The sequence below is a fragment of the Bacillus sp. A260 genome, from assembly GCF_009861435.1.
GTDB classification, from domain to species: Bacteria; Bacillota; Bacilli; order Bacillales; family Bacillaceae_G; genus Bacillus_A; species Bacillus_A cereus.
In genome coordinates, this window is sequence record NZ_CP046398.1 from 4,359,789 (window position 1) to 4,383,763 (window position 23,975).

The following is a 23,975-nucleotide window of genomic DNA, read 5'->3' on the forward strand; positions in this document are numbered from 1 at the left end:
CTATTTTTAATTTATACATAAAGAAAAAGCATGATTTCAATAGGAAATCATGCTTTTCTCTCATTATTGACGCTTTATAAATTTCGCTAAATCTTTAAATTTCACTTTATCTGAGTAATTCATTACGCCGTTTACGTAAATGCGGCTTGTAACAGCATTTAATACTGCAATTGTCGCCAATAAGACTGCTAATGTTATCGTAATTTCTAGCATACCTGCTTCACCAGCTACAATACGTGAGAAGGTAACCATCGGTGTAAAAAATGGAACGTAAGAACTTACAACAACGATAGTACTATTCGGATCACTTAATGATTTAATACTAATAAAGAATGCAGCCATAATTAAAATCATTACCGGGAAAGATACAGCTTGTAAATCTTCCGTCTTAGATACGACAGCTCCAGCAGCAGCATACATCATCGCATAAAGTAAATATCCCGTAATGAAATAAACAAGAAACATGCTGATAACTTTTGCATCTAATTTTGTAAAGTCAATTGGAATACCAAATAGTGAGGCACTTTCTAAATCGACCCAACCTAACAAATATGGAATAAGATAACCACACGCCAATACGACAAGTTGCAATAACGCCGTTGAAACAACCGCTAAAATTTTCGCATACATCATCGTAAGAGGCTTCACTTTCGGAAGCATTACTTCCATTACACGTGACGCCTTTTCAGATGCAATATTCATTGCGATTGTATTTCCGAACGCTACAATAAACATATATAAAGCAAATGTAAAGAAATAGGCAATTCCGAAAGAAGATGTACGATCTTTTATCGCTTCTTGCTTCACTTGAATTTCTGTTTGTAATTGCTGTGCAATTTCTGGTGAAACATTATTTTTGGCAATCGTTACCATCGTATATTGTTGCTTTAAATATCCTGCCATAATTGCAGAAGTTGCTTGGCTTGGAAATCCATTATACATATATGTAATCGATGGAGCCCCACCCTTTTCCGTCACATGGAATAGACCATCTAAATCGCCTTCTTCTACTTGCTTATGCAGTTTATCAAAATCATCCTTTGAACCAATTGTTATTTTTGCTGATGGCAATAGCTTATTTAGCTCATCTTTTTGTACTTTATATGTGGAACTCTCTACTACAACTGCAATTTTATCTTTATCCTTATTTTTATCATCGCCTGAAGTAAAATGATTAAATGCAAAAATCCCAAACACAACTAAAAATAAAATCGCACTCGTAATTAATGATTTCTTAGATAAAAACGCTTCCCTAAAATAAAATGAAAATACGTGAGAAAATTTACGCATCGTTATTTCGCCCTCTCTACAAAGATTTCGTTTAACGTCGGCTCTAACATTTTGAATTGTCGTAAGCTAACACCTTGCTCTTGCAACTGTTGCAAAATCTTGAGAGCTTCCGCATCGTCTTGTACTTTCACATAAAGAAGGCCTTGTTGTTTTTCATACGATACATGTATAGCTTCTAATCCCTTTTCATTCTCTACTGTATCTTCAATCGTTAAATTACGGAAACCGTATTCTTTCTTAATATCACTTAGCTGTCCTTTTACGACTGCTTCACCTTTTTTCAAAATACATACATGTTGGCAAAAAGCCTCTACTTGTTCCATACGATGACTTGATAAAATAATCGTCTTTCCGCTCTGTACTTGTTCTTCAATAATACTAGCTAACATCCCAGCATTAACTGGATCAAGGCCGCTGAATGGTTCATCTAAAATGAGAAGTTCCGGATTATGAAGAAGAGCAGCAATTAATTGGATTTTTTGCTGATTCCCTTTTGAAAGCTCTCCAGCCGTTTTAAATTTATATTCTGGTATCGCTAAACGCTCTAACCAGTGATCAATAGCGTGATCCACTTCTTTCTTCGACATTCCTTCTAATCTACCAAAATATCGCAGCTGATCTATTACTCTACTTTTTGTATATAAACCTCTTTCTTCTGGTAAATACCCAATTGTTACACCACTATTTCCAAATGCTTTTCCATCCCATGTAATCGAACCTTCATTAGGCGTTAATAATCCGAGAAGCATTTTGATTGTTGTTGTTTTCCCTGCACCATTTCGTCCAAGTAACCCTAGTACTTCACCTTTTGGTAACGAAATTTGCAAACCGTTAACTGCTTTTGATTCCCCAAATTGTTTCGTTAAGTTTTGAATTTGTAAACTCAAGTATAAAGCCTCCCCTTTAGTATCATTCGTACTCTCTTTCAAAGACTATGTTTATTCAAGACAAAATATAGCACCACGCTTCATCCTCTTATATGTAAACATCGTCATGAATCCATCATTTGTTCTATTTAGTTAAAATTGTAAATAACAAAGTTCTTTTTGTCAATTATAATTGTCATTACGACAATAAAACTTGTCAAAACAGCTATTATTATTTTGCTCATCTTTCTAATATAGGACATACTACTATATATACAAAAGACAATATGCAAATGTTCATATAAAAATATTATATTTTAATATATAATATAAAATGATTTTCTAACATCAAGGAGGATACATATGAAGATGAAGAGGGGCATTACCACTTTATTATCTGTAGCGGTTCTATCTACATCACTTGTAGCATGTTCAGGAACACCAGAGAAAACAGTGGCGAAAGAAGAGAAAGTAAAATTAACAGAACAACAATTAATGGCTGATTTATGGTATCAAACAGCCGGTGAAACGAAAGCACTTTACTACCAAGGGTACAACATTGGTCAATTAAAGCTTGATGCAATTCTTGCAAAAGGGACAGAGAAAAAACCTGCTATCGTCCTTGATTTAGACGAAACTGTTTTAGATAACAGTCCTCATCAGGCAATGAGCGTAAAAACAGGCAAAGGCTATCCTTACAAATGGGATGATTGGATTAAAAAAGCTGAGGCTGAAGCCCTTCCAGGCGCAATTGATTTCTTAAAATATACAGAGTCTAAAGGTGTAGATATTTACTACATCTCAAATCGTAAAACGAATCAACTAGATGCAACAATTAAAAATCTTGAGCGTGTAGGTGCTCCTCAAGCAACGAAAGAACATATATTACTACAAGATCCGAAAGAAAAAGGAAAAGAAAAACGCCGTGAACTCGTTTCTCAAACCCATGATATTGTCTTATTCTTCGGTGATAACTTATCTGATTTCACAGGTTTTGATGGAAAATCTGTAAAAGATCGTAACCAAACAGTAGCAGATTCAAAAGCACAATTTGGTGAGAAATTCATTATTTTCCCGAATCCAATGTATGGCGATTGGGAAGGCGCTTTATATGATTATGATTTCAAAAAATCAGATGCAGAAAAAGATAAAATCCGTCGCGACAACTTAAAATCATTTGATGTAAAATAAAAGAGGATGGCATTCGCCATCCTCTTTTATTTTACTTTCTCTGTTAAAGGCAAGATAAATACTTCCACACGTCTATTCTTTGCCTTTCCTTCTTGTGTATCGTTTGGAGCAATTGAACGGTATTCTCCGTATCCAATCGCACTAAATTTTTCTGGTTGTAATTCTTTATTTTGCAGTAATACTTGCATAAAATTAACTGCCCGCTGCGTACTTAATTCCCAATTCGACGCAAACTGCGCATTGGCAATAGGGACATTATCCGTATGACCCGATACTGTAATTTCACGAGGTGACGCTGAAACAAGTAAGCTAGACATCTCTTTTGCAATCCCTAAAGATTCTAATTTCACATCTGCTTTCCCCGAATCAAACAGTATATTTTCTAATATTGTCACCATTAATCCCTTTTCAGTTAATTTAGTTTGAAAAGAAGAAGATAATTGTTTTTCATTAATATATTGATCAATCTTTTTTTGTAATGCTTTCAATTCATCCATCTCTTTTTTTTCTTTAGCTCTAGCTTCTTCTTGTTTTTTTGCTTGTTCTGCCTCAAGGCTACTTGCTGATAATTCTTTTTCATCATTTGGCTTTTGATCACTTAAAAATTCTTTGTTACCTGTTCCCCCAGCTAATTCACTTCGAAAAGCAACTGCCATCTGTTTAAACTTCGCAGCATCTATACTACTCATTGCGAATAAAACGATAAACAATGCAAATAACAACGTTAACATATCAGAATATGGGATTAACCACGTTTCATCGATATGCTCATCATGTTTTTTCTTTTTGCCTCTTCTATTTTTCTTACTCCGCATTTTTTTCTGCTCCTTTTTCTAGCTTTTTACGCTCAGTTGCAGAAAGTGCACCTAAAATGCGGTTCTTCATAATAAACGGATATGTACCTTCTTGTAACATTAATAAACAATCAATGATTAAACGTTTTTTCTCAATTTCAGCTGAAGATTTTTGCTTTAACTTATTTGCAAATGGATGCCATAATACATAACCTGAAAAAATACCAAAAATCGTTGCAATAAACGCACCCGAAATAGCATGACCTAACTTTTCAATATCAGTTAAGTTACCAAGCGCAGCTACAAGACCGATAACAGCACCTAAAACTCCTAATGTCGGTGCATACGTACCAGCTTGTGAAAAAATAGCAGCTCCCTTTGCATGTCTTTCTTCAATTGCTTCTAATTCAGATTCCAAAATCTGCTCTAAATCTTCTGCGGATACGCCATCAATCACAAATTTCATACCGCGCAAAAGAAATTCATCTTGAATTTTGTCTAATTGTTGCTCTAAAGACAAAATACCGTATTTTCTACTTTCAGATGTCCAATGAACAAATAATTCTAGCAACTGTTCATAACTTAAATCCTTTTTATTTGAACCAAAAAGAACTTTAAATAGTTTTGGAACCCTTTTTAGTTGATTCATCGGAAATGCAATACATACTGCAGCAAATGTACCGATAAAAATAATTAATGCTGCGGCAGGATTTAATAAGGCTGTTACGTCAGCGCCCTTGACGACCATCCCTACTACCACTGCTACAAATCCTAAAATAAGTCCAATAATTGTTGCAAAATCCATTCCCATTCACTCCTAGTCTATACAAGAAGTTCTTTATTCTCGATAATCGCTACATCTTCTTATGTATATATATTACATAAAAAATGCAAATCATGAAAGATAAGAAATGAATTATATAAAAAAATACTACAAATTCACACATTTTCTGACATTTTCTTTGCATTTCTATTACGTTATGACTCTTATATTCCTTTTCCAACAAACTAGATTTATAATAAAAAAACAATACACATTTTATGAAGAAGGGACTGTGATTACAAGGCATCATGAAAAAGATAATAATTATTTCTGCCACTACTATTGTAATCGGGATCACATCTTTCGCTTACTTTGGTTCTAAAACACCACTACATAATGAAGCAAAAGCTGTAGAAAGTCAAAAGCATAATAACCATAAAAAAGAAGAGATTCCTGCTTTTCCAAAAGCTGATCATAATGCAAAGAAAATAGACAATGACTTTTCAGTTGTAACAAATCCAAAATCTAATCTTGTCTTAATTAATAAACATCGAAAACTACCAGATGGATACATTCCTGAAGACTTAACGAGACCAAATGTACCATTTATTAGTCCAAAAGATAAAGAAAAAACATTGCTGCGCAAAGATGCTGCCGAGGCACTTGAAAACATGTTCAAAGCTGCGAAAAAAGAAGGGCTTGATCTTACAGCTGTATCTGGTTATCGTTCATACAAACGCCAAAAATCGTTGCATGATACATACGTTAGACGTCAAGGAAAAGCCGAAGCTAATTCGGTAAGCGCAATTCCTGGTACAAGTGAACACCAAACGGGTTTAGCAATGGATATTAGTTCAAAATCAGCTAAATTTCAATTAGAGCCTATCTTCGGAGAGACAGCAGAAGGAAAATGGGTCGCGGAACATGCTCATGAATTCGGCTTTGTCATTCGTTACTTAGAAGATAAAACAGATACAACAGAATATGCCTATGAACCATGGCACTTACGCTACGTTGGTAATCCATACGCTACATACCTATATAAACATCACTTAACATTAGAAGAAGCGATGGAAGACAAAAAATAAGAGAGCAAATTGCTCTCTTATTTTTCTTTCACTCTATTATTGTAGTAATTTCTTCTTCCATTCTTCAGGCCATGGTTCGCCTCTTCCTGTTTTTTTCGAAGCTTGAACCATCATTCCGCGACCTACTAAACAAACCTCTCCTGCTGCATTCTTCACCATATAATGTAAATCTAAAGAAGAATTCCCGACCGATCCTGCCTTTACATACACCTTCAGCTGTTCATCAAAATATATTTGCTTAATAAAATTACATTGTAAATCCGCAACAACGATCATCGTTTCTGATGATGCATGTGTCCACTCTTGCATAAATCCAAGTTCTTTAAACAACGCAATACGAGCTTCTTCAAAATAAGTAAAAGCAACGACATTATTTACATGTCCAAACATATCTACTTCACCAAAACGAACCTTTACAGGGTTGTAAAACGAAAAACCACTTTCCCATTGCTCAAAGTCTTCAATATAAGAAATCCTCTTCATTGTTATCTCTCCTTTTCACCTTGAAATAAACAGAATAAACAGAAAAATAAAGTTATAAATATTGCCTCTTCGATATGAAGAGGCAATATTTATTAATAGTTATTATCGCTACCAAAGAAATCTTTGAACGATTGAATTGTTGTATCACGGTTTAATGCCGCAATTGAAGTTGTTAAAGGAATACCCTTCGGACATGATTGCACACAGTTTTGAGAGTTACCACAGTTTGCTAGTCCTCCATCTCCCATAATTGCACGTAAGCGATCTGCTTTATGCATTTCACCCGTTGGATGTGAGTTGAATAAGCGAGCTTGTGATAACGGTGCTGGTCCAATAAAGTCAGACTTACTGTTTACGTTTGGACATGATTCTAAGCAAACACCACATGTCATACATTTTGAAAGCTCATAAGCCCATTGACGCTTTTTCTCAGGCATTCTTGGTCCTGGACCTAGGTCATACGTACCATCAATTGGAATCCACGCTTTAACGCGTTTTAGAGCATTAAACATGCGACTACGATCAACTTGTAAGTCACGTACAACCGGGAATGTCTTCATCGGTTTTAAGCGAATTGGTTGCTCTAATTGATCGATAAGTGCCGTACATGATTGACGTGGTTTTCCGTTAATCACCATCGAACATGCACCACATACTTCCTCTAAGCAGTTCATATCCCAGGCAATCGGAGTTGTTTGGTTCCCTTTTGAATCAACAGGATTACGACGGATTTCCATAAGTGCTGAGATAATATTCATATTCGGACGATATGGAATTTCAAACTCTTGGTCAAACGCTTGCGCATCTGGCCCGTCTTGTCTCGTAATGATGAGGCGGATTGTTTTCTCAGACATGTTGTTTATCCCCCTTCTCTTCACCCTTAGCAGCTACATCGTGTTTTGAAGAATAATCACGTTTACGCGGTTTAATTAACGAAATATCAACGTCCTCGTAATGGAATGCTGGTGCATTTCCTTCTCCCTCAAATTTTGCCATCGTAGTTTTTAAGAAGTTTGCATCATCACGATTTGGGAATTCAGGTTTGTAATGCGCCCCACGGCTCTCATTACGGTTATATGCGCCAATTGTAATAACACGTGCTAACTCAAACATATTTGCAAGTTGGCGTGTAAATGAAGCACCTTGGTTACTCCATCTTGCTGTATCGTTAATGTTAATACGTTTGTAACGAGCCATTAATTCTTCAATTTTCGCATCTGTTTCTAATAATTTTTTATTTTCACGAACTACTGTAACGTTATCTGTCATCCATTCTCCAAGCTCTTTATGAAGAACATACGCATTTTCGTTACCATCCATCGTTAAAATATTGTTAAATTTCTCTGTTTCGATTAATTCATTTTGCTCATATACAGTAGATGAAACAGCATCAGATGATTTAGAAAGACCTTTCATATACTCAATTGCGTTTGGTCCTGCTACCATACCACCATAAATTGCTGATAATAGTGAGTTCGCACCAAGACGGTTACCACCGTGCATAGAATAATCACACTCACCTGCTGCAAATAAACCTGGAATGTTTGTCATCTGTTTATAATCAACCCATAGTCCGCCCATTGAATAGTGAACAGCTGGGAAGATTTTCATCGGTAGTTTACGAGGATCATCCCCTGTAAATTTCTCATAGATTTCAATAATTCCACCTAGTTTAATATCTAGTTCTTTTGGATCTTTATGAGAAAGATCTAAGTACACCATGTTTTCACCGTTAATACCTAGTTTTTGCTCTACGCAAACATCAAAGATTTCACGCGTTGCGATGTCACGAGGTACAAGGTTTCCGTAAGCCGGATATTTTTCTTCTAAGAAGTACCATGGTTTACCATCTTTATATGTCCAAACACGTCCACCTTCACCACGTGCAGATTCACTCATAAGACGTAATTTATCGTCTCCAGGAATTGCCGTTGGGTGAATTTGAATGAACTCACCGTTTGCATAATATGCGCCTTGTTGATATACAGCAGAAGCTGCTGTACCTGTATTGATAATGGAGTTTGTTGATTTTCCGAAAATGATACCAGGGCCCCCTGTTGCCATAATCACGGCATCTGCTCCGAAACTTCTAATCTCCATAGTTTGTAAGTCTTGTGCAACGATTCCTCGGCACACACCTTCATCATCAACAACAGCTCGTAAGAAATCCCAACCTTCATATTTCGTTACAAGTCCTGCTACTTCGTGACGACGTACTTGCTCATCTAATGCGTAAAGTAATTGCTGTCCAGTTGTTGCACCAGCAAATGCTGTACGGTGATGTTGCGTTCCACCAAATCGACGGAAATCAAGAAGTCCTTCTTCCGTACGGTTGAACATAACACCCATACGGTCCATTAAATGAATGATACCAGGTGCTGCTTCACACATTGCTTTAACTGGTGGTTGGTTCGCTAAGAAGTCCCCACCATAAATTGTATCGTCAAAGTGGATCCATGGAGAATCCCCTTCACCTTTCGTATTTACGGCACCGTTAATTCCGCCCTGAGCACATACAGAATGTGAACGTTTTACTGGTACTAAAGAAAACAGTTCAACATTTACTCCTGCTTCTGCCGCTTTAATCGTTGCCATTAAGCCAGCCAAGCCACCGCCGACTACTATAAGTTTCCCTTTCATGCTCTCCCACTCCTTACTGGTTTGCTAGCTGTGGATCGATGAACGCTAATAATGCACTCACACCTACATAAGATAAACCTAAGAAAATAGCTAATGTTACATAAGTAGAGATTCTTTGTGAACGTGGAGATACTGTAATTCCCCAGCTGATGCAGAATGTCCATAGTCCATTTGCAAAGTGGAAAATTGTTGAAACAACACCAACTAAGTAGAATGCAAACATAGCTGGATTGTTTAAAATATCTGCCATCATATCATAGTTTACCTCTTTACCTAACATTGCTTGAATACGAGTTTCCCAGACGTGCCAAGAAATGAAGATCAGCGTAACGATACCTGAAATTCTTTGGAAGACGAACATCCAGTTACGGAAATAACCGTAAGAAACCGCATTGTTCTTAGCTGTAAATGCAATATATAAGCCATATATAGCATGGTACAGTATCGGTAAAAAGATGATGAAAATTTCTAGCGCATACCGGAATGGAAGGAGCTCCATAAAGCCTGCAGCTTTGTTAAAAGCCTCTGCTCCTCGTGTTGCAAAGTTGTTTACAATTAAATGTTGCGTCAAAAAGACACCAACCGGGATGACCCCCATTAATGAGTGCCACTTACGAAACGTATACTCGCGGCCTTTCATGTCCCCATTACCCCCCTTGAATGTTTGACTGCTGTTTTCAGATTAGTTTATGACAATAATGTTTTTTCACTATTGGCATAAGAAAAACTGAAAAAATTATTCGAAATATTTCAGCATAATTTGATACCAAGTTCATTTTACTCCTATTTTTGTCGAAGCGTCAAGAAAACGTATACATAATTTGCATATAATTTGCCAATTCTTTTTTTCTTCTTATATATTCAGATTTTCCTAAAGAAAAATCTGTTTTTATAAATGTGAAATGTTATATAATAATCCCTATAGAAAGAGGGGAATATTGTGAGTAAAAATACAATCGATACAACATCTTTAGAAGATGTTTCATTGAACGCCTTCGCTTATGAATTGCTACGTGAAGAATTACTACCTGATTTAATCGGCAACGATTTAGATGGTATTTTATACTGGTCTGGTAGAAACCTTGCAAGAAAATATCCGCTAGAAACAATTGAAGAAGTCATTCAGTTCTTTGAAAAGGCTGGCTGGGGCACTTTAAGCATTGTTGAACATAAGCGTCGTGAAATGCAGTTCCAACTTAAAGGCACACTCATCGCAGAACGTCAAAAACAAAAACGACATTCTTCTTATCAACTAGAAGCCGGATTCATCGCTGAACAAATCCAAAAGCAACGGAACGTCGTTGCAGAGTCATACGAAGAAAAGAAAAAACGTTCTGACTCTATTACATTTCTTGTAAAATGGGATATAAAAGATCTCATTGAAGTGTAAGCATTACCTACAGTCAACTAGACATATCAGTTTAGTTGACTTTTTTGTATTTTCATTCAGATGAGTTTATTTTAAATCTTCAGAAATTATACCAAAAAACAGAAGACGTTGTAAACTACAACGTCTTCTTATCTGTTAAATACGTATAAATCGTCTCCGCGACATTTTTCGGCATACCCGCTTCGACAAATTCCTCTATAGAAGCTTCTTTCATCTTCTTTAATGAACCAAAATGTTTTAACAATACCTTTTTCCGTTTATCACCGATTCCTGGAATATCATCCAATGCTGATTGAATGACAGATTTCCCATGTAATTGACGATGGAATGTAATCGCAAATCGATGCACCTCATCTTGAATACGCTGCAATAAATAAAATTCTTGGCTATTTCTCTCAAGCATCACAGGTTCCGGTGGATCCCCAATAATTAAATGGGAGGTTTTATGTTTATCATCTTTTACAAGACCTGCCATCGGAATATATAATCCGAGCTCATTCTCTAAAATATCACTTGCAGCCGCTAGATGGCCTTTTCCTCCATCAATAATAATCAAATCAGGTAAAGGTGAATTTTCTTTAAGCGCCCTTGTATAACGGCGCCTCACAACTTCCCTCATAGACTCATAATCATCTGGCCCTTGAACCGTTTTAATTTTATATTTTCGATACTCTTTCTTCGCCGGTTTCCCATCGATAAAAGCAATCATTGCAGAAACGGGATTTGTTCCTTGAATATTTGAGTTATCAAACGCTTCAATACGATACGGCGTTTCAATCCCAAGCTGCTTCCCTAAATGATCTACCGCTTTAATCGTTCGTTCTTCATCACGTTCAATTAAGTAAAACTTCTCTTCAAGAGCAATCTTCGCATTTTTATTTGCCAATTCTACAAGGTCTTTTTTCTTACCACGTTTCGGCTGCGTCGCTTCCACTTCTAAAAAGCGCTCTACTAATTCCGAGTCTATACTTCCTGGAACGACAATTTCCTTCGGCTTAAAATGACTACTGTTTTCATAAAATTGGCCGATAAACGTTAAAAAACCCTCTTCTGGTTCATCGTAAATTGGAAACATAGAAACATCACGTTCAATTAGCTTTCCTTTTCGAACGAAGAAAACTTGAACACACATCCATCCTTTATCCACTGCATATCCAAACACATCACGATCTACTAAGTCACTCATAATCATCTTTTGTTTTTCCATAATCGCATCAATATGAGCAATTTGATCACGCAACTCTTTTGCACGTTCAAACTCTAGTTTCTCTGAGGCCTCATACATTTTTATTTCTAGTTCTGAACGAACTTCTTTATGTCCACCATTTAAAAACTTAATAATTTCATCTACAATTTCTTTATTTTGTTCTTCCGTCACTTCTTTCACACAAGGCGCTAAACATTGACCCATATGATAATACAAACAAACTTTATCTGGCATATTCGTGCATTTCCGAAGTGGATACATACGATCTAGCAGTTTTTTCGTTTCATGAGCAGATTGTGCATTTGGATAAGGACCAAAATATTTCCCTTTATCCTTTTTTACGTTTCGAGTAATGAGTAAGCGCGGTTGCTTCTCCGCCGTAATTTTAATAAAAGGATATGTTTTATCATCTTTTAATTGAATATTATATTTCGGATCATATTTTTTAATTAGATTTAACTCTAAAATAAGTGCTTCTAAATTCGAAGAGGTTACAATATATTCAAAATCAACAATTTCTCCTACAAGCCGCAGTGTTTTCCCATCATGTGAACCAGTAAAGTACGAGCGCACACGATTTTTAAGCACTTTTGCCTTTCCGACATATATAACCGTTCCTTGCTTATCTTTCATCAAATAACAACCAGGTTGATCTGGTAAAATAGCCAACTTCTCTTTCAAATGTTCGTGCACTCGTCTCCCTCCATTTCTACATACTTAGCATTTTTATTTTCCCTTGAAAACATACTATGCCCAAACACCCAACATACGTTCTTTTATTGTAACGGAAAGACTGTAAAAAAGAAAATAAAAAAAGCTACCAAATGGTAGCTTTTTTTATTTTAGAAGTGTTTAGAAACTAATTCTACTAACGCTTCTTTCGGTTTGTAACCTAACGCTTGATCAACTACTTTACCGTCTTTTAATACGAAAAGAGCTGGAATGCTCATTACTTCGAATTGACGAGCAGTTTCTTGGTTTTCATCAACGTCTACTTTTACTACTTTTACTTTTTCGCCTAGTTCTGCATCAATTTCCTCTAATACAGGAGCGATCATTTTACAAGGTCCACACCAAGGTGCCCAGAAATCTAATAATACAACACCTTCGCTAGTTTCTGCTGCGAAGCTTTGGTCATTTGCGTTTACAATTGCCATTTTATTTCCTCCTTCAAGTATATTCTACCAAGAGTATATCATTAACTTATATACGTGGCGAATAATATGTATCGTTATGTATTGTAACAAAAAAATGTTCCTTTATACTATATAAAAATACGGATTAAATACTAAAAAGATGAGAGACAGGGGATCTCTCACCTTTTTCTATATATAGGGGTACTTCACTTGGAACTCAAGGGTACTTAAATCATGAATGTACTTTTAACTTTTTAAACTCTTCTGTTAAAAGAGGTACAACTTCGAATAAGTCACCGACAATACCATAGTCAGCTACTTTAAAGATACTTGCTTCTGGATCTTTATTAATCGCAACGATTATTTTTGAGTTAGACATACCTGCTAAATGCTGAATCGCACCAGAAATACCACATGCAATGTATAAGTCTGGCGTAACAACTTTACCAGTTTGACCAATTTGTAATGAGTAATCACAGTATTCAGCGTCACAAGCACCACGAGATGCCCCAACAGCACCGCCTAGTACGTCTGCTAACTCTTTTAATGGCTTAAAGCCTTCTTCACTCTTCACACCACGTCCGCCAGCGATAATAACTTTTGCTTCAGAAAGATCCACACCTTCTGCTGTTTTACGGACAACATCTTGAATGATTGTACGTAAATCTTTCACATCAACTGTAATAGAAGATACGTCACCGCTGCGAGACTCATCTTTTTCCAGAGTTGCAATATTATTTGGACGCACTGTCGCAAATAAGATGCCGTCTGTTACAATCTTCTTCTCGAATGCTTTACCAGAGTAAATTGGACGAGTGAAGATAACATTTCCACCTTCAACCTCTAAAGCAGTTACGTCAGAAACTAAACCAGCTTCAAGCTTCGCTGCTAATTTTGGTGATAAATCTTTACCAAGTGCTGTATGTCCAAAAACGATACCTTCTGGATTTTCTTCAGCATGTACAGCTAAAAACGCTTGTGCATAACCATCAGATGTATATGATTTTAATTTATCATTTTCAACTGTCACAACGCGATCTGCACCGTAATGAATCAATTCATTTGCAAAAGAGGCAACGCTGTCTCCAATTAGAAGACCTACTACTTCACCGCCTTCTGCAATTGTTTTTGCTGCTGCTACCGCTTCAAAAGAAACGTTACGTAGCGATCCATCACGAACTTCACCCATTACTAATACTTTACGAGCCATAGATTTTCCCTCCTGCATATATAATTTCGTATTTTATTAGATTACTTTCGCTTCTGTATGGAGCAACGATACAAGTTCTTTTACTTGATCTTGCAGCTCGCCTTGTAACACTTTTCCTGCATCTTTCTGAGGAGGCAAATAGATTTCAATTGTTTTTGTCTTTGCTTCCACATCATCTTCTTCTAAATCTAAATCATCTAATTCTAATTCTTCTAGCGGCTTTTTCTTCGCTTTCATAATACCTGGAAGCGATGGATAACGCGGTTCATTTAAACCTTGCTGTGCTGTTACTAAAACTGGTAATGAAGTTGCAATCACTTCTGTATCACCTTCAACATCACGCTCAATCTTCACATTTGTACCGTCAATTTCAAGTTTTGTAATTGTCGTTACATACGGAATATTTAACGCTTCAGCTACGCGTGGTCCTACTTGTCCAGATGCACCATCAATTGCAACGTTTCCGCCTAAAATTAAATCTGCATCTTTATCTTTTAAATATTCAGCAAGCACTTTTGCTGTCGTGAACTGGTCACCATTTTCTACATCATCTTCAATATTAATTAATACCGCTTTATCACAGCCCATTGCTAATGCAGTACGAAGTTCTTTCTCACTATCTTCGCCACCGACTGTTACAACTGTAACTTCTCCACCTTGTGCGTCTCTTACTTGAATTGCTTCTTCAATTGCATATTCATCGTAAGGGTTGATGATGAATTCCGCTTCGCCATCGTAAATTGCACCGTTTTTAATTACGATTTTTTCTTCTGTATCAAATGTTCGTTTCATGAGTACGTAGATGTTCATTCCATTTACCCCCTTGTTTTTCAGAAAGATTCTATCAATTTTAATTTTCTGTTAATTTATATTAAAAAAATAATTGAACTACCTGCCACTAAATGAAGGTTTACGCTTTTCTAAAAATGCGGCTACACCTTCTCTTCCATCTTCACTCGTAAATACTTCACCAAAAATTTGTGATTCACGTTGTACACCTTCATAGTAATGAGACGATTTTGTCGTTTGCAATAACTCTAGTACAGCACGAGTTGTTGCTGGACTTTTTCCAGCAATTTGTTTTGCAACTTTAAGCGTATCATCTAAAAGAGATTCTTCAGAGAACAATCCGTTAACAAGTCCCCACTTTAATGCTTCTGCACCAGTAATTGGTGTACTTGTTAACATCATTTCACAAGCTTTCGCTTTCCCAACATAACGTGGTAAGCGCTGTGTACCTGCAAAGCCAGGAATTAATCCAAGTGTTAATTCAGGTAAACCAAGTTTTGCACTTTCAGTTGCAAAGCGCATGTGGCAAGACATAGCAAACTCAAGGCCGCCGCCCAGTGCCGCTCCATGAATTGCCGCAATAACTGGTTTTGAACATTTTTCAACACGCTCAAACGTAACTTGTCCAAGCTGTGCTAATTCTGTTGCTTGCTTCGCTTCAGTAACAGATGTAAATTCTTTAATATCTGCTCCTGCTGAGAAGAAACGTCCTTCACCGTGAATAACAACAACACGAATGTTATCATCCTTTTCCACTTGATCAATTAATTCAGTAACGTCATGCATAACTTGTGAAGACATCGCATTCGCTGGTGCGTGATTTAACGTCGCCACCGCGATATGATCTTCAACTCTTACAGATAGGAATTTCAACATGATCCCTCCCATTATTGACGATAACCACAAGCTGCAATAAGTAGCCCGTGTACCGTTTTTGAAAGTGCGACCAGATCATACTTATGATCGCTCATTACCCAATTGGTCACAACTTCATCTACTGTTCCAAAGATCATTTGTCTTGCCACGCGAACATTTAAATCTGCTTGAAATTCACCTTGTTTTATACCAGTCTCTAAAATCTCATCCATAACTTGTAAGTAGCCTTTTAATACTTCATTTATTTTAAGGCGCAAGTCTTGATTGGACTGCCTTAGCTCTAATTGCGTAACGATAGCAAGCGGATCATTTTGCGACAACAGCAAGAAGTGCGTTTCTACCAACATGAATAACTTCGATACAGCGCTTTCAATTCCTGCTGTTTTTTGACGAATTGTTTCGACAAATTCTCCCATCTTCTCTTGGAATAAGGATATTAATATATCTTCTTTATTTTTAAAATATAAATAAATCGTGCCATCAGCTACCCCAGCTTGCTTTGCGATTTTAGAAACTTGCGCTTGGTGGTACCCATTCTCCGCAATCACAATGACTGCCGCATCAATAATTTGATTGTATTTCGGTCTATTTTTCTTCACTTTACTGTCCCCTTCAAGAAGATGACTGAATGAATAGTCATTCATATTCTTATAATACTGACTATTTAGAAAAGTGTCAATCCTATTTTTTCAAAAAGAAAGGGCCTTAGCCCGTTTGCTCATCCTCATTCTTTCTCTTCTCTTCATCTATTAGAACACGGCGTAAAATTTTCCCTACTGTCGTTTTTGGCAATTCATCTCTAAACTCATATACTTTCGGCACTTTATAAGCCGCTAAATATTTACGTGCAAACTGATTTAATTCTTCCTCAGAGCACTCCGTACCTTCTTTTAACACAACAAATGCTTTAACCGTCTCTCCTCGGTACGGATCTGGAACTCCAATTGTCACTACTTCTTGCACTTTTTCATGCTCATATAATACTTCTTCAACTTCACGAGGATACACATTAAATCCACTCGCAACAATCATATCTTTCTTGCGATCTTTTACATAGAAGAATCCATCTTCATCCATGTAGCCAACATCACCTGTATGGAGCCAGCCATCTTGCAATACAGCCGCTGTTTCCTCTGGCTTATTCCAATATCCTTTCATAATTTGAGGGCCTTTCACTACAATTTCACCTATTTCTCCTGGCGGTAATGCCTCACCAGTTTCAAGCGACATAATGATTGCTTCTGTATCTGGCCACGGAACTCCGATGCTACCTGGCACTCGCTTTTCCCATAAAAAATTACTATGTGTAACCGGAGAGGATTCTGTTAAACCATATCCCTCTACTAGTTTACCACCTGTAACTTTTTCGAACTTTTCCTGTACTTCTACTGGCAGTGGTGCTGATCCACTAATACAAGCACGAATAGAAGAAATATCGTATTCTTTTAAAAGCGGACTATTTAAAAGAGCGATATAAATAGTTGGTGCCCCTGGAAACAATGTCACTTTATGCTTCTTAATCGCTTCAAAAACCATTTTCATATCAAACTTTGGAATAAGGACCATTTTGTATCCTTGCATAATACTTAAATTCATAACAGCTGTCATACCATAAACATGGAAAAATGGAAGAACCCCAAGAACGACTTCTTCTCCTTCTTTGCAATTATATAACCATTGAACTCCCATTAACGTGTTAGAGACGAGGTTTTTATGCGTTAACATAACTCCTTTCGGAAATCCGGTTGTTCCTCCTGTGTACTGTAAAAGAGCTAGATCATTTTCAGGATCACAAGGCACCTCAACATTCGTATTCACTTCTTTTTCTACTGAATTCCAAAGATGAATCGTTTCACTCTCTGATACTTTCACAACTAAATTCGACTGTTTTTTCTGCACAAATGGATACAATAGATTTTTAGGGAATGGTAAAAAGTCTGCAATACGAGTTACGATAATATGCTCAATTTTTGTAGCAGATTGAACATTCGTTACTCTTGGAAACACTAAATCGAGACAAAGAATTACTTTTGCTCCCGAGTCATGAAGCTGATATTCTAATTCCCTTTCTGTATACAGTGGATTGGTTTGTACTACGATACCTCCCGCAAGTAATGTACCGTAATAACCAATTACAGCTTGCGGACAATTCGGCAACATAATAGCAACTCGATCACCCTTTTCCACACCGAGCTTTTGAAGATAATTTGCAAACCGCTTCACCTTATCATGGAAGTCCGAAAACGTAATATCCTTCCCTAAAAAGTGAAGCGCTTTCTTTTCTGGGTAGCGAGAATCCATCTGTTCTACATATCTATGAAGCGGCTGAATATCATAAGAAACCGTACTCGGAATTTCCTCTGGATAACTTTTCAACCATGGTTTTTCCACCTTCATTCCCCCTTCAAATACATAAAAAATAAATGAATGTTCATTCATGATGGTTATTTTCATTATATTATAGTCACCATAGCGTTACAATCATAATATTCTGACTTTTATATGACTATGCTTTACTTCATTAACTTCTTATTATATGTAGAAACTCTCTTAATCTTAAAAGAGTAAGAGAGTTTGTCATTAACTTAATCTTATAATTGTTAATACCGCTCCTGGGGTAGTTGTTGATAATGTTGCGACAGCTAACAAACCAAATAATTGTAAGCTAATAGCATCTCCTGCTGCAAGAGTTGTAATAATTGTTGCACTAAATGATGTGGTTGCTACCGCAGGAGAATTTATTGTCCCAGCAAGTGCCCCTCCATTAATTGTAATCCGTGAACTGACTAATAATGAAGCCGTTATATTAATTGTATATGAAATATAATAATTACCAGCATTTGCAACCGTAAATACTGTGTTTCCACCAGAAACAGTAATTCCTGGACCGATGTTTTGATTATTTGGAAGCGGGACATTCGTTCCACCAAGAACTACCGATATCGCTGTTCCTGACGTATTATTTGCAAATGCATATGTCGCCGTGATACTTGTACCTGTAGCCCCGGTTGAACCCGTTGAGCCCGTCGCTCCTGTTGCTCCTGTTGCTCCTGTCGGACCGGTTGAACCCGTCGTTCCCGTTGGACCTGTTGAGCCTGTTGCTCCCGTTGGGCCTGTCACTCCTGTTGAACCCGTTGCTCCCGTTGCCCCTGTTGCTCCCGTCGGACCCGTTGCTCCTGTTATTCCTGTCGCTCCCGTCGGACCTGTTGAACCTGTCGCTCCCGTTGGACCTGTTGAACCCGTCGCTCCCGTTGCCCCGGTTGAACCTGTCGCTCCTGTTGGGCCTGTTGGACCCGTTGCCCCTGTTATTCCTGTCGCCCCCGTTGGGCCTGTTGCCCCTGTTATTCCTGTCGCTCCTGTTGGACCCGTTGCCCCTGTTATTCCTGTCGCTCCCGTTGGGCCTGTTGCTCCTGTTATTCCTGTCGCTCCCGTTGGACCTGTGTCGCCTGTTACTCCTGTCGCCCCCATTGGGCCTGTGCCACCTGTTGCTCCTGTTGCTCCCGTTGGGCCTGTGCCACCTGTTGCTCCTGTTGCCCCCGTCGGACCGGTTGGACCAACCTTAGGAACTGTCCCATCGCAACTAAAACAGCATGAATCAACATGTACACCATTTTGATTATTACACCCACAATATCCATTTACGTTATTGCTCCATGAAGACATGTTGATCACTTCCTTTACATTCGATCTTTTTAGCGCAATCACCGACTTAAAAAACACCTATCTAAATAACAAAGAAATACTTTGCCTAGTCGGGGATGAAACACAGATTTCCTCCATACATTCTAGTAATTATTACATGCGATTCACTCTCCTTTTGCTTGTACTTTCGCCTTATCTCCACAGACTATTAACAATACACATTACACTATCGTACACAGCCACTTTCCCATTTAAACTTTCCACATTCGCCAATATTTTTAGTAAAGAGGCTTATTCTTCATAAATAGCGACTATAATATATAAAAATCCGTATAATTCGTTATTTTTCGTCAAAATTTTAAAAATATATTGACACTTAAAATACCCTCATAGTATGATTTGGGTGTTGTAATTGATAACCATTTTCACTTATGGTACTAGTTACAAAAAACACTTAATTTGGGGGCAGAAGATGAAGAAAATTCTCAGTATTTTCATAGTAGTTCTTCTATTCGCTGTTGGATGCGGACAGCAAAAAGAGGAGAAAAAAGAAACAAAAGCGGACAATAAAAATCAAGCTATAACAATTAAACACGCTGAAGGGGAAACGAAGTTAAATAAACCAGCGAAAAAAGTAGTTGTACTTGAGTGGGTATATTCAGAAGACTTATTAACACTTGGTGTTCAGCCAGTAGGGATGGCAGACATTAAGAATTATAATAAATGGGTAAATACAAAAACAAAACCGAGTAAAGATGTTGTAGATGTAGGGACACGTCAACAACCAAACTTAGAAGAAATTAGCCGTTTAAAGCCAGACTTAATTATTACAGCTTCATTCCGTGGTAAAGCAATTAAAAATGAATTAGAGCAAATTGCACCAACAGTTATGTTTGATCCATCAACAAGTAATAACGATCACTTTGCTGAAATGACAGAAACATTTAAACAAATTGCAAAAGCAGTTGGAAAAGAAGAAGAAGGTAAAAAAGTATTAGCTGATATGGATAAAGCATTCGCTGATGCAAAAGCAAAAATTGAGAAAGCAGACTTAAAAGATAAAAACATCGCAATGGCACAAGCATTTACTGCTAAAAACGTACCAACATTCCGTATCTTAACTGACAATTCTTTAGCTTTACAAGTTACAAAAAAATTAGGTTTAACAAATACTTTTGAAGCAGGAAAATCTGAGCCAGATGGTTTCAAACAAACAACTGTAGAATCATTACAAAGTGTACAAGATTCAAACTTCATTTACATTGTAGCGGATGAAGATAACATTTTTGACACGCAACTAAAAGGCAACCCTGCTTGGGAAGAATTAAAGTTCAAAAAAGAAAACAAAATGTATAAATTAAAAGGCGACACTTGGATTTTCGGTGGTCCTGAGTCTGCAACATCTTTAGCAACACAAGTAGCAGATGTAATGACAGCGAAGAAGTGATTACACAATGAATAGCTTACAACATACACTTCGAGCAAGTCTTGTATTCGGAGGAGGAGCAGCTCTCTTGCTCCTCCTTTTCTTTATTCATATCGGACAAGGTCAAGCAAACATTTCCTATAGTATGATTATTGATGCTCTTATCTCACCGAACCAATCGCTAGAACATCAAACTTTAATCATGCTTCGATTACCTAGAGCTGTAATTGCCATTTTAGCTGGAGGCGCTCTTGCTGCATCAGGGGTTATTTTACAAACGTTAACGAAAAATCCACTTGCTGAATCCAGTACAATGGGTATTCACTCTGGCGCATATTTCTTTCTAGTAGCGGCTACAATTTTCTTACCGAAAGGTTTACAAATTAATTCTCTTCTGTTCACATTTATCGGCGGTGCTATTACTGCTTTATTTGTATACCGTATTTCTGGTGGAAAAAAGGGAACCCCACTTAGAATGGCATTAGCTGGTATGGTCGTTACATTAATGCTCTCTGCCTTTACCGGAACGATGCAGCTTTTCTATGAAAATGAAACAGCTGGTTTATTTTTATGGGGAGCTGGCTCTCTTATTCAAAATAACTGGGATGGCGTTCAATTTGCTTTTCCATTTATCATTATTTCTTTCCTAGTTTTACTATTTATGTCTCGTAAACTCAACATTCTCTTACTTGGTGATGATGTTGCTATTTCTCTTGGTGAAAAAACAGCAGTAACACGTCTTATCGCCTTCATTGCTGCAATCTTTTTAACAGCAGTAATTGTTACTGTTGTTGGACCAATTGGCTTTGTCGGCTTAGTTGCACCTCATTTAATGCGCCTTATCGGATACCGTCAACACTTTACTCTTCTTCTCTCTTCTTTCTTATGGGGGGCAGTATTATTGCTTGGAGCAGATGTTGTCGGTAGATTAATAGATTCAACCGGTGCAGAACTTCCTGTTGGGGCAGTCACAGCAATGATTGGATCTCCTTGGCTTATTTACTTAGTGTATCGAATGATGAAGTCGAAACAATATATGAATGATAACGGTGCGAATGCAGCTGGAGCTAGTTCCCGCTATTACTCTTATAAAAAGGTAATCATTATATCTATCACACTTTGTATTGTGACGATTGCTCTTGGTGTTACAATCGGTAGTAACGCTTATATCGAAAGCATTACTAATGTTATATCAGGTCAATTAACACAATTTGACAAAAATATGATGATGAATCTTCGTTTACCAAGAATGCTCGTTGCTGCTATTGCTGGCGCATGCCTTGCAATAAGTGGGCTTGTTTTCCAAAGTATATTACGAAACCCACTTGCCGATCCTTCTATTATTGGTATTTCATCGGGAGCTGGTGTCGGTGCTTTAACGATTATGTATGTCTTTCCTGCACTTCCTGGTTTCTTCCTACCAATTGGTGCATTTATTGGCGGACTACTTGCAGTTGGAATTGTCCTCTTCTTCTCTTGGAAATCAGGATTTAGTCCAACAGCTCTCGCTTTAATAGGGATTGGTATTTCTGCGCTTGGCTCAGCAATTATTCAAATCTTTATCGTTAGAGCCAATTTGAATGTTGCCGCTGCTTTAACATGGTTATCTGGCAGTACGTATGCAAGAGGGTGGAATCACTTAGAAAATATCATTCTATATCCATCTCTAATTCTTGTATTCATTATCTTTTTCTTAATAAAACAACTTGACGTTCTCGTACTGGGAGACGATTTAGCAACTGGACTTGGGCAACCAGTAAATAAAACACGTCTTGCTCTAATTGTGCTAGCGACACTACTTGCGTCAGTAAATATCGCTGCTGTCGGTACAATTGCCTTTTTAGGCCTTGTCGCACCTCACTTAGCAAGAATTGTTGTTGGTATGAACCATCAAAGACTATTCGTTTGCTCAGCACTGTTTGGAGCAATTCTTCTTTCCATTGCTGACTTACTCGGCCGAACAATTGCATATCCGAAAGAAATTCCTTCTGGTCTTGTCGTCGCTGTACTTGGAGCACCTTATTTCTTATGGTTGATGAGGAAGAGTGGGAAGAAAGTTAATTAAAAAGGAGGCTTCTTGTTAGAAGCCTCCTTTTTATATACTAAATAAAGTGAAACTTTAATTAGTGGGGGGGTTCTTCATCCCCACTGATTATTAACCCAAACCAATTGGGCTTTTATGAGCAGTGGATCTCCCACCTAACTTCTTTGCTCCAGCCGAATCTTGAGGTGGGAATTTTACTGCAGGTGAATAGCGGGATAAATTACTCTGATCTCACTAATTTCACAGATTCAGTACTCCCCATAAACTCATGATATACAGTTAATGTGTTCTCCTCAATTTTCAAATCAGCCTTATGCTTTATTTCCCCCACTAAAAATACAAGCTCTACAGAAATAATCCCTTGGTCCACACTTAATATTCGAAAGTCTCCTATAGTAGTCCCTTTCCCAAAAATATTATGTTCCATAAATTCTCCGCCTGTTTTCTCACTATTAATAGATTCTATTTCCAACCCAACTGGCCTGTCTGTACTTTCTGATGACATCCAAGACCCCTTTAACTTTCCAATATCAGCCTCTTTTTTCTTTTCATTTTTTAACTCTTCCTCTTTTTTCTTAACTTCTGCTTGTTGAGTTAGTAAGCCATCTATTTGCTTATTCAGCTCTTCGGCCCGTTGATTTTCCGAAATAAATTGTTGATTTTGGCCAGTATCGTTAACAATTTTATTTACTATCCCTTTAGCCTCTTCATACTTTTTATCATTCTTTAACTTCTCTGCCTTTTCCAATTGACCTATATATTGACCTTTTAACTCTTTATGCTCTATGAGCGAATCTTTTTGTTCTTTCGCTTGACTTTGAAGGATTGCGGAACCATCTTTCATCTTTTCTACTTCTTGAAACAAACCTATTGCTTGTTCTATATTTCCACTCGATTTCTCTTTTATCGAACTTATCATCTTAGTAGTTTGGTCTTTTAATACCTTTGCTTCTTTATCATCCTTTTTCTCTTCTAATGCTAGCTCAAATGATGCTACTGCCGTGTCATATTCTTTACTCGCTAACGCCAATTTCCCTTGATCCATTGCTTTTTTATAGGTTTCATTGCTACATCCTACCATTAAAAATAAAATTATGATTCCTAAAATCAATCTTTTCATAATATCCCCCTGAATTAATA

22 protein-coding genes are annotated in these 23,975 nt (G+C 37.3%); 5 read left to right on the top strand and 17 right to left on the bottom strand.

The window, feature by feature from the left end; genetic code table 11:
- Positions 1-63: 63 nt before the first annotated feature.
- Together GD442_RS22120 and GD442_RS22125 are read right to left on the bottom strand one after the other, a co-directional pair.
- A complete protein-coding gene (locus tag GD442_RS22120; RefSeq protein WP_001224982.1) occupies positions 64-1,290 on the bottom strand; it encodes an ABC transporter permease in 1,227 nt (408 codons plus the stop codon).
- Between the two features lie 2 nt (positions 1,291-1,292).
- Positions 1,293-2,177, bottom strand: coding sequence for an ABC transporter ATP-binding protein (locus tag GD442_RS22125; protein ID WP_000058117.1), 885 nt, complete (start codon positions 2,175-2,177; stop codon positions 1,293-1,295).
- A gap of 342 nt (positions 2,178-2,519) precedes the next feature.
- On the opposite strand from GD442_RS22125, the gene GD442_RS22130 reads away from it, so the two are divergent.
- Positions 2,520-3,347, top strand: coding sequence for a 5'-nucleotidase, lipoprotein e(P4) family (locus GD442_RS22130; protein ID WP_000782764.1), 828 nt, complete (start codon positions 2,520-2,522; stop codon positions 3,345-3,347).
- 26 nt (positions 3,348-3,373) lie between these two features.
- On the opposite strand, the gene motB is transcribed toward GD442_RS22130, so the two are convergent.
- Together motB and motA are read right to left on the bottom strand one after the other, a co-directional pair.
- On the bottom strand, positions 3,374-4,162 hold the full coding sequence (gene motB, locus GD442_RS22135) for a flagellar motor protein MotB (protein ID WP_001256734.1): 789 nt from the start codon (positions 4,160-4,162) through the stop codon (positions 3,374-3,376).
- The gene (gene motA, locus GD442_RS22140) at positions 4,152-4,946 is read right to left on the bottom strand and encodes a flagellar motor stator protein MotA (RefSeq protein WP_000344859.1); all 795 of its coding nucleotides are present in this window, start codon (positions 4,944-4,946) and stop codon (positions 4,152-4,154) included. The genes motB and motA overlap by 11 nt, the downstream gene beginning before the upstream one ends.
- Positions 4,947-5,212: 266 nt before the next feature.
- Between motA and GD442_RS22145 the strand changes: the two genes are divergently transcribed.
- Positions 5,213-5,992: a M15 family metallopeptidase gene (locus GD442_RS22145; RefSeq protein WP_000720201.1), complete on the top strand. Its 780-nt coding sequence runs from the start codon at positions 5,213-5,215 to the stop codon at positions 5,990-5,992.
- 36 nt (positions 5,993-6,028) lie between these two features.
- On the opposite strand, the gene GD442_RS22150 is transcribed toward GD442_RS22145, so the two are convergent.
- The 4 genes from GD442_RS22150 to sdhC all read right to left on the bottom strand — a co-directional run bounded on the left by GD442_RS22150 (position 6,029) and on the right by sdhC (position 9,755).
- Positions 6,029-6,475, bottom strand: a complete 447-nt coding sequence (locus GD442_RS22150; RefSeq protein WP_000822734.1) for an acyl-CoA thioesterase — start codon at positions 6,473-6,475, stop codon at positions 6,029-6,031.
- 92 nt (positions 6,476-6,567) lie between these two features.
- Positions 6,568-7,329, bottom strand: a complete 762-nt coding sequence (gene sdhB, locus GD442_RS22155; RefSeq protein WP_001291827.1) for a succinate dehydrogenase iron-sulfur subunit — start codon at positions 7,327-7,329, stop codon at positions 6,568-6,570.
- Positions 7,322-9,115 carry a succinate dehydrogenase flavoprotein subunit gene (gene sdhA / locus GD442_RS22160; RefSeq protein ID WP_000676750.1) on the bottom strand — a complete coding sequence of 598 codons (1,794 nt, stop codon included), beginning with the start codon at positions 9,113-9,115 and terminating at the stop codon, positions 7,322-7,324. Before sdhA ends, sdhB begins: the two co-directional genes overlap by 8 nt.
- A 13-nt stretch (positions 9,116-9,128) precedes the next feature.
- On the bottom strand, positions 9,129-9,755 hold the full coding sequence (gene sdhC / locus GD442_RS22165; protein WP_000678354.1) for a succinate dehydrogenase cytochrome B558: 627 nt from the start codon (positions 9,753-9,755) through the stop codon (positions 9,129-9,131).
- 300 nt (positions 9,756-10,055) lie between these two features.
- Between sdhC and GD442_RS22170 the strand changes: the two genes are divergently transcribed.
- Complete coding sequence (locus GD442_RS22170; RefSeq protein WP_000042226.1) at positions 10,056-10,505, top strand: YslB family protein; 450 nt, start codon at positions 10,056-10,058, stop codon at positions 10,503-10,505.
- 115 nt (positions 10,506-10,620) lie between these two features.
- Here GD442_RS22170 and uvrC read toward each other — a convergent pair whose 3' ends face one another.
- The 8 genes from uvrC to GD442_RS22210 form a co-directional block, all read right to left on the bottom strand.
- Complete coding sequence (gene uvrC / locus GD442_RS22175; RefSeq protein ID WP_000544296.1) at positions 10,621-12,405, bottom strand: excinuclease ABC subunit C; 1,785 nt, start codon at positions 12,403-12,405, stop codon at positions 10,621-10,623.
- Positions 12,406-12,554: 149 nt separating this feature from the next.
- Entirely contained in the window at positions 12,555-12,869 is a 315-nt protein-coding gene (gene trxA, locus GD442_RS22180; protein ID WP_001018943.1) for a thioredoxin, read from the bottom strand.
- Between the two features lie 211 nt (positions 12,870-13,080).
- The gene (etfA, locus tag GD442_RS22185) at positions 13,081-14,058 is read right to left on the bottom strand and encodes an electron transfer flavoprotein subunit alpha (RefSeq protein WP_000101945.1); all 978 of its coding nucleotides are present in this window, start codon (positions 14,056-14,058) and stop codon (positions 13,081-13,083) included.
- Between the two features lie 36 nt (positions 14,059-14,094).
- Entirely contained in the window at positions 14,095-14,868 is a 774-nt protein-coding gene (etfB, locus tag GD442_RS22190; protein ID WP_001029029.1) for an electron transfer flavoprotein subunit beta, read from the bottom strand.
- 78 nt (positions 14,869-14,946) lie between these two features.
- Positions 14,947-15,723 (bottom strand): enoyl-CoA hydratase, encoded by a 777-nt coding sequence (locus GD442_RS22195; protein WP_000911292.1) that lies wholly within the window; start codon positions 15,721-15,723, stop codon positions 14,947-14,949.
- Between the two features lie 11 nt (positions 15,724-15,734).
- Complete coding sequence (locus GD442_RS22200) at positions 15,735-16,322, bottom strand: fatty acid metabolism transcriptional regulator FadR (RefSeq protein WP_000742223.1); 588 nt, start codon at positions 16,320-16,322, stop codon at positions 15,735-15,737.
- A 106-nt stretch (positions 16,323-16,428) separates the two neighbouring features.
- A complete protein-coding gene (locus tag GD442_RS22205) occupies positions 16,429-18,114 on the bottom strand; it encodes a long-chain-fatty-acid--CoA ligase (RefSeq protein ID WP_140348565.1) in 1,686 nt (561 codons plus the stop codon).
- Positions 18,115-18,303: 189 nt separating this feature from the next.
- Complete coding sequence (locus GD442_RS22210) at positions 18,304-19,386, bottom strand: BclA C-terminal domain-containing protein (protein WP_140348567.1); 1,083 nt, start codon at positions 19,384-19,386, stop codon at positions 18,304-18,306.
- 451 nt (positions 19,387-19,837) lie between these two features.
- Here GD442_RS22210 and GD442_RS22215 point away from each other — a divergent pair, with 451 nt between their 5' ends.
- Together GD442_RS22215 and fhuB are read left to right on the top strand one after the other, a co-directional pair.
- Positions 19,838-20,812: an ABC transporter substrate-binding protein gene (locus tag GD442_RS22215; RefSeq protein WP_000722825.1), complete on the top strand. Its 975-nt coding sequence runs from the start codon at positions 19,838-19,840 to the stop codon at positions 20,810-20,812.
- A gap of 7 nt (positions 20,813-20,819) precedes the next feature.
- On the top strand, positions 20,820-22,856 hold the full coding sequence (gene fhuB / locus GD442_RS22220; protein WP_001087092.1) for a Fe(3+)-hydroxamate ABC transporter permease FhuB: 2,037 nt from the start codon (positions 20,820-20,822) through the stop codon (positions 22,854-22,856).
- 199 nt (positions 22,857-23,055) lie between these two features.
- Here fhuB and GD442_RS22225 read toward each other — a convergent pair whose 3' ends face one another.
- Positions 23,056-23,955 (bottom strand): tetratricopeptide repeat protein, encoded by a 900-nt coding sequence (locus GD442_RS22225; protein WP_000825580.1) that lies wholly within the window; start codon positions 23,953-23,955, stop codon positions 23,056-23,058.
- Between the last annotated feature and the right edge of the window lie 20 nt (positions 23,956-23,975).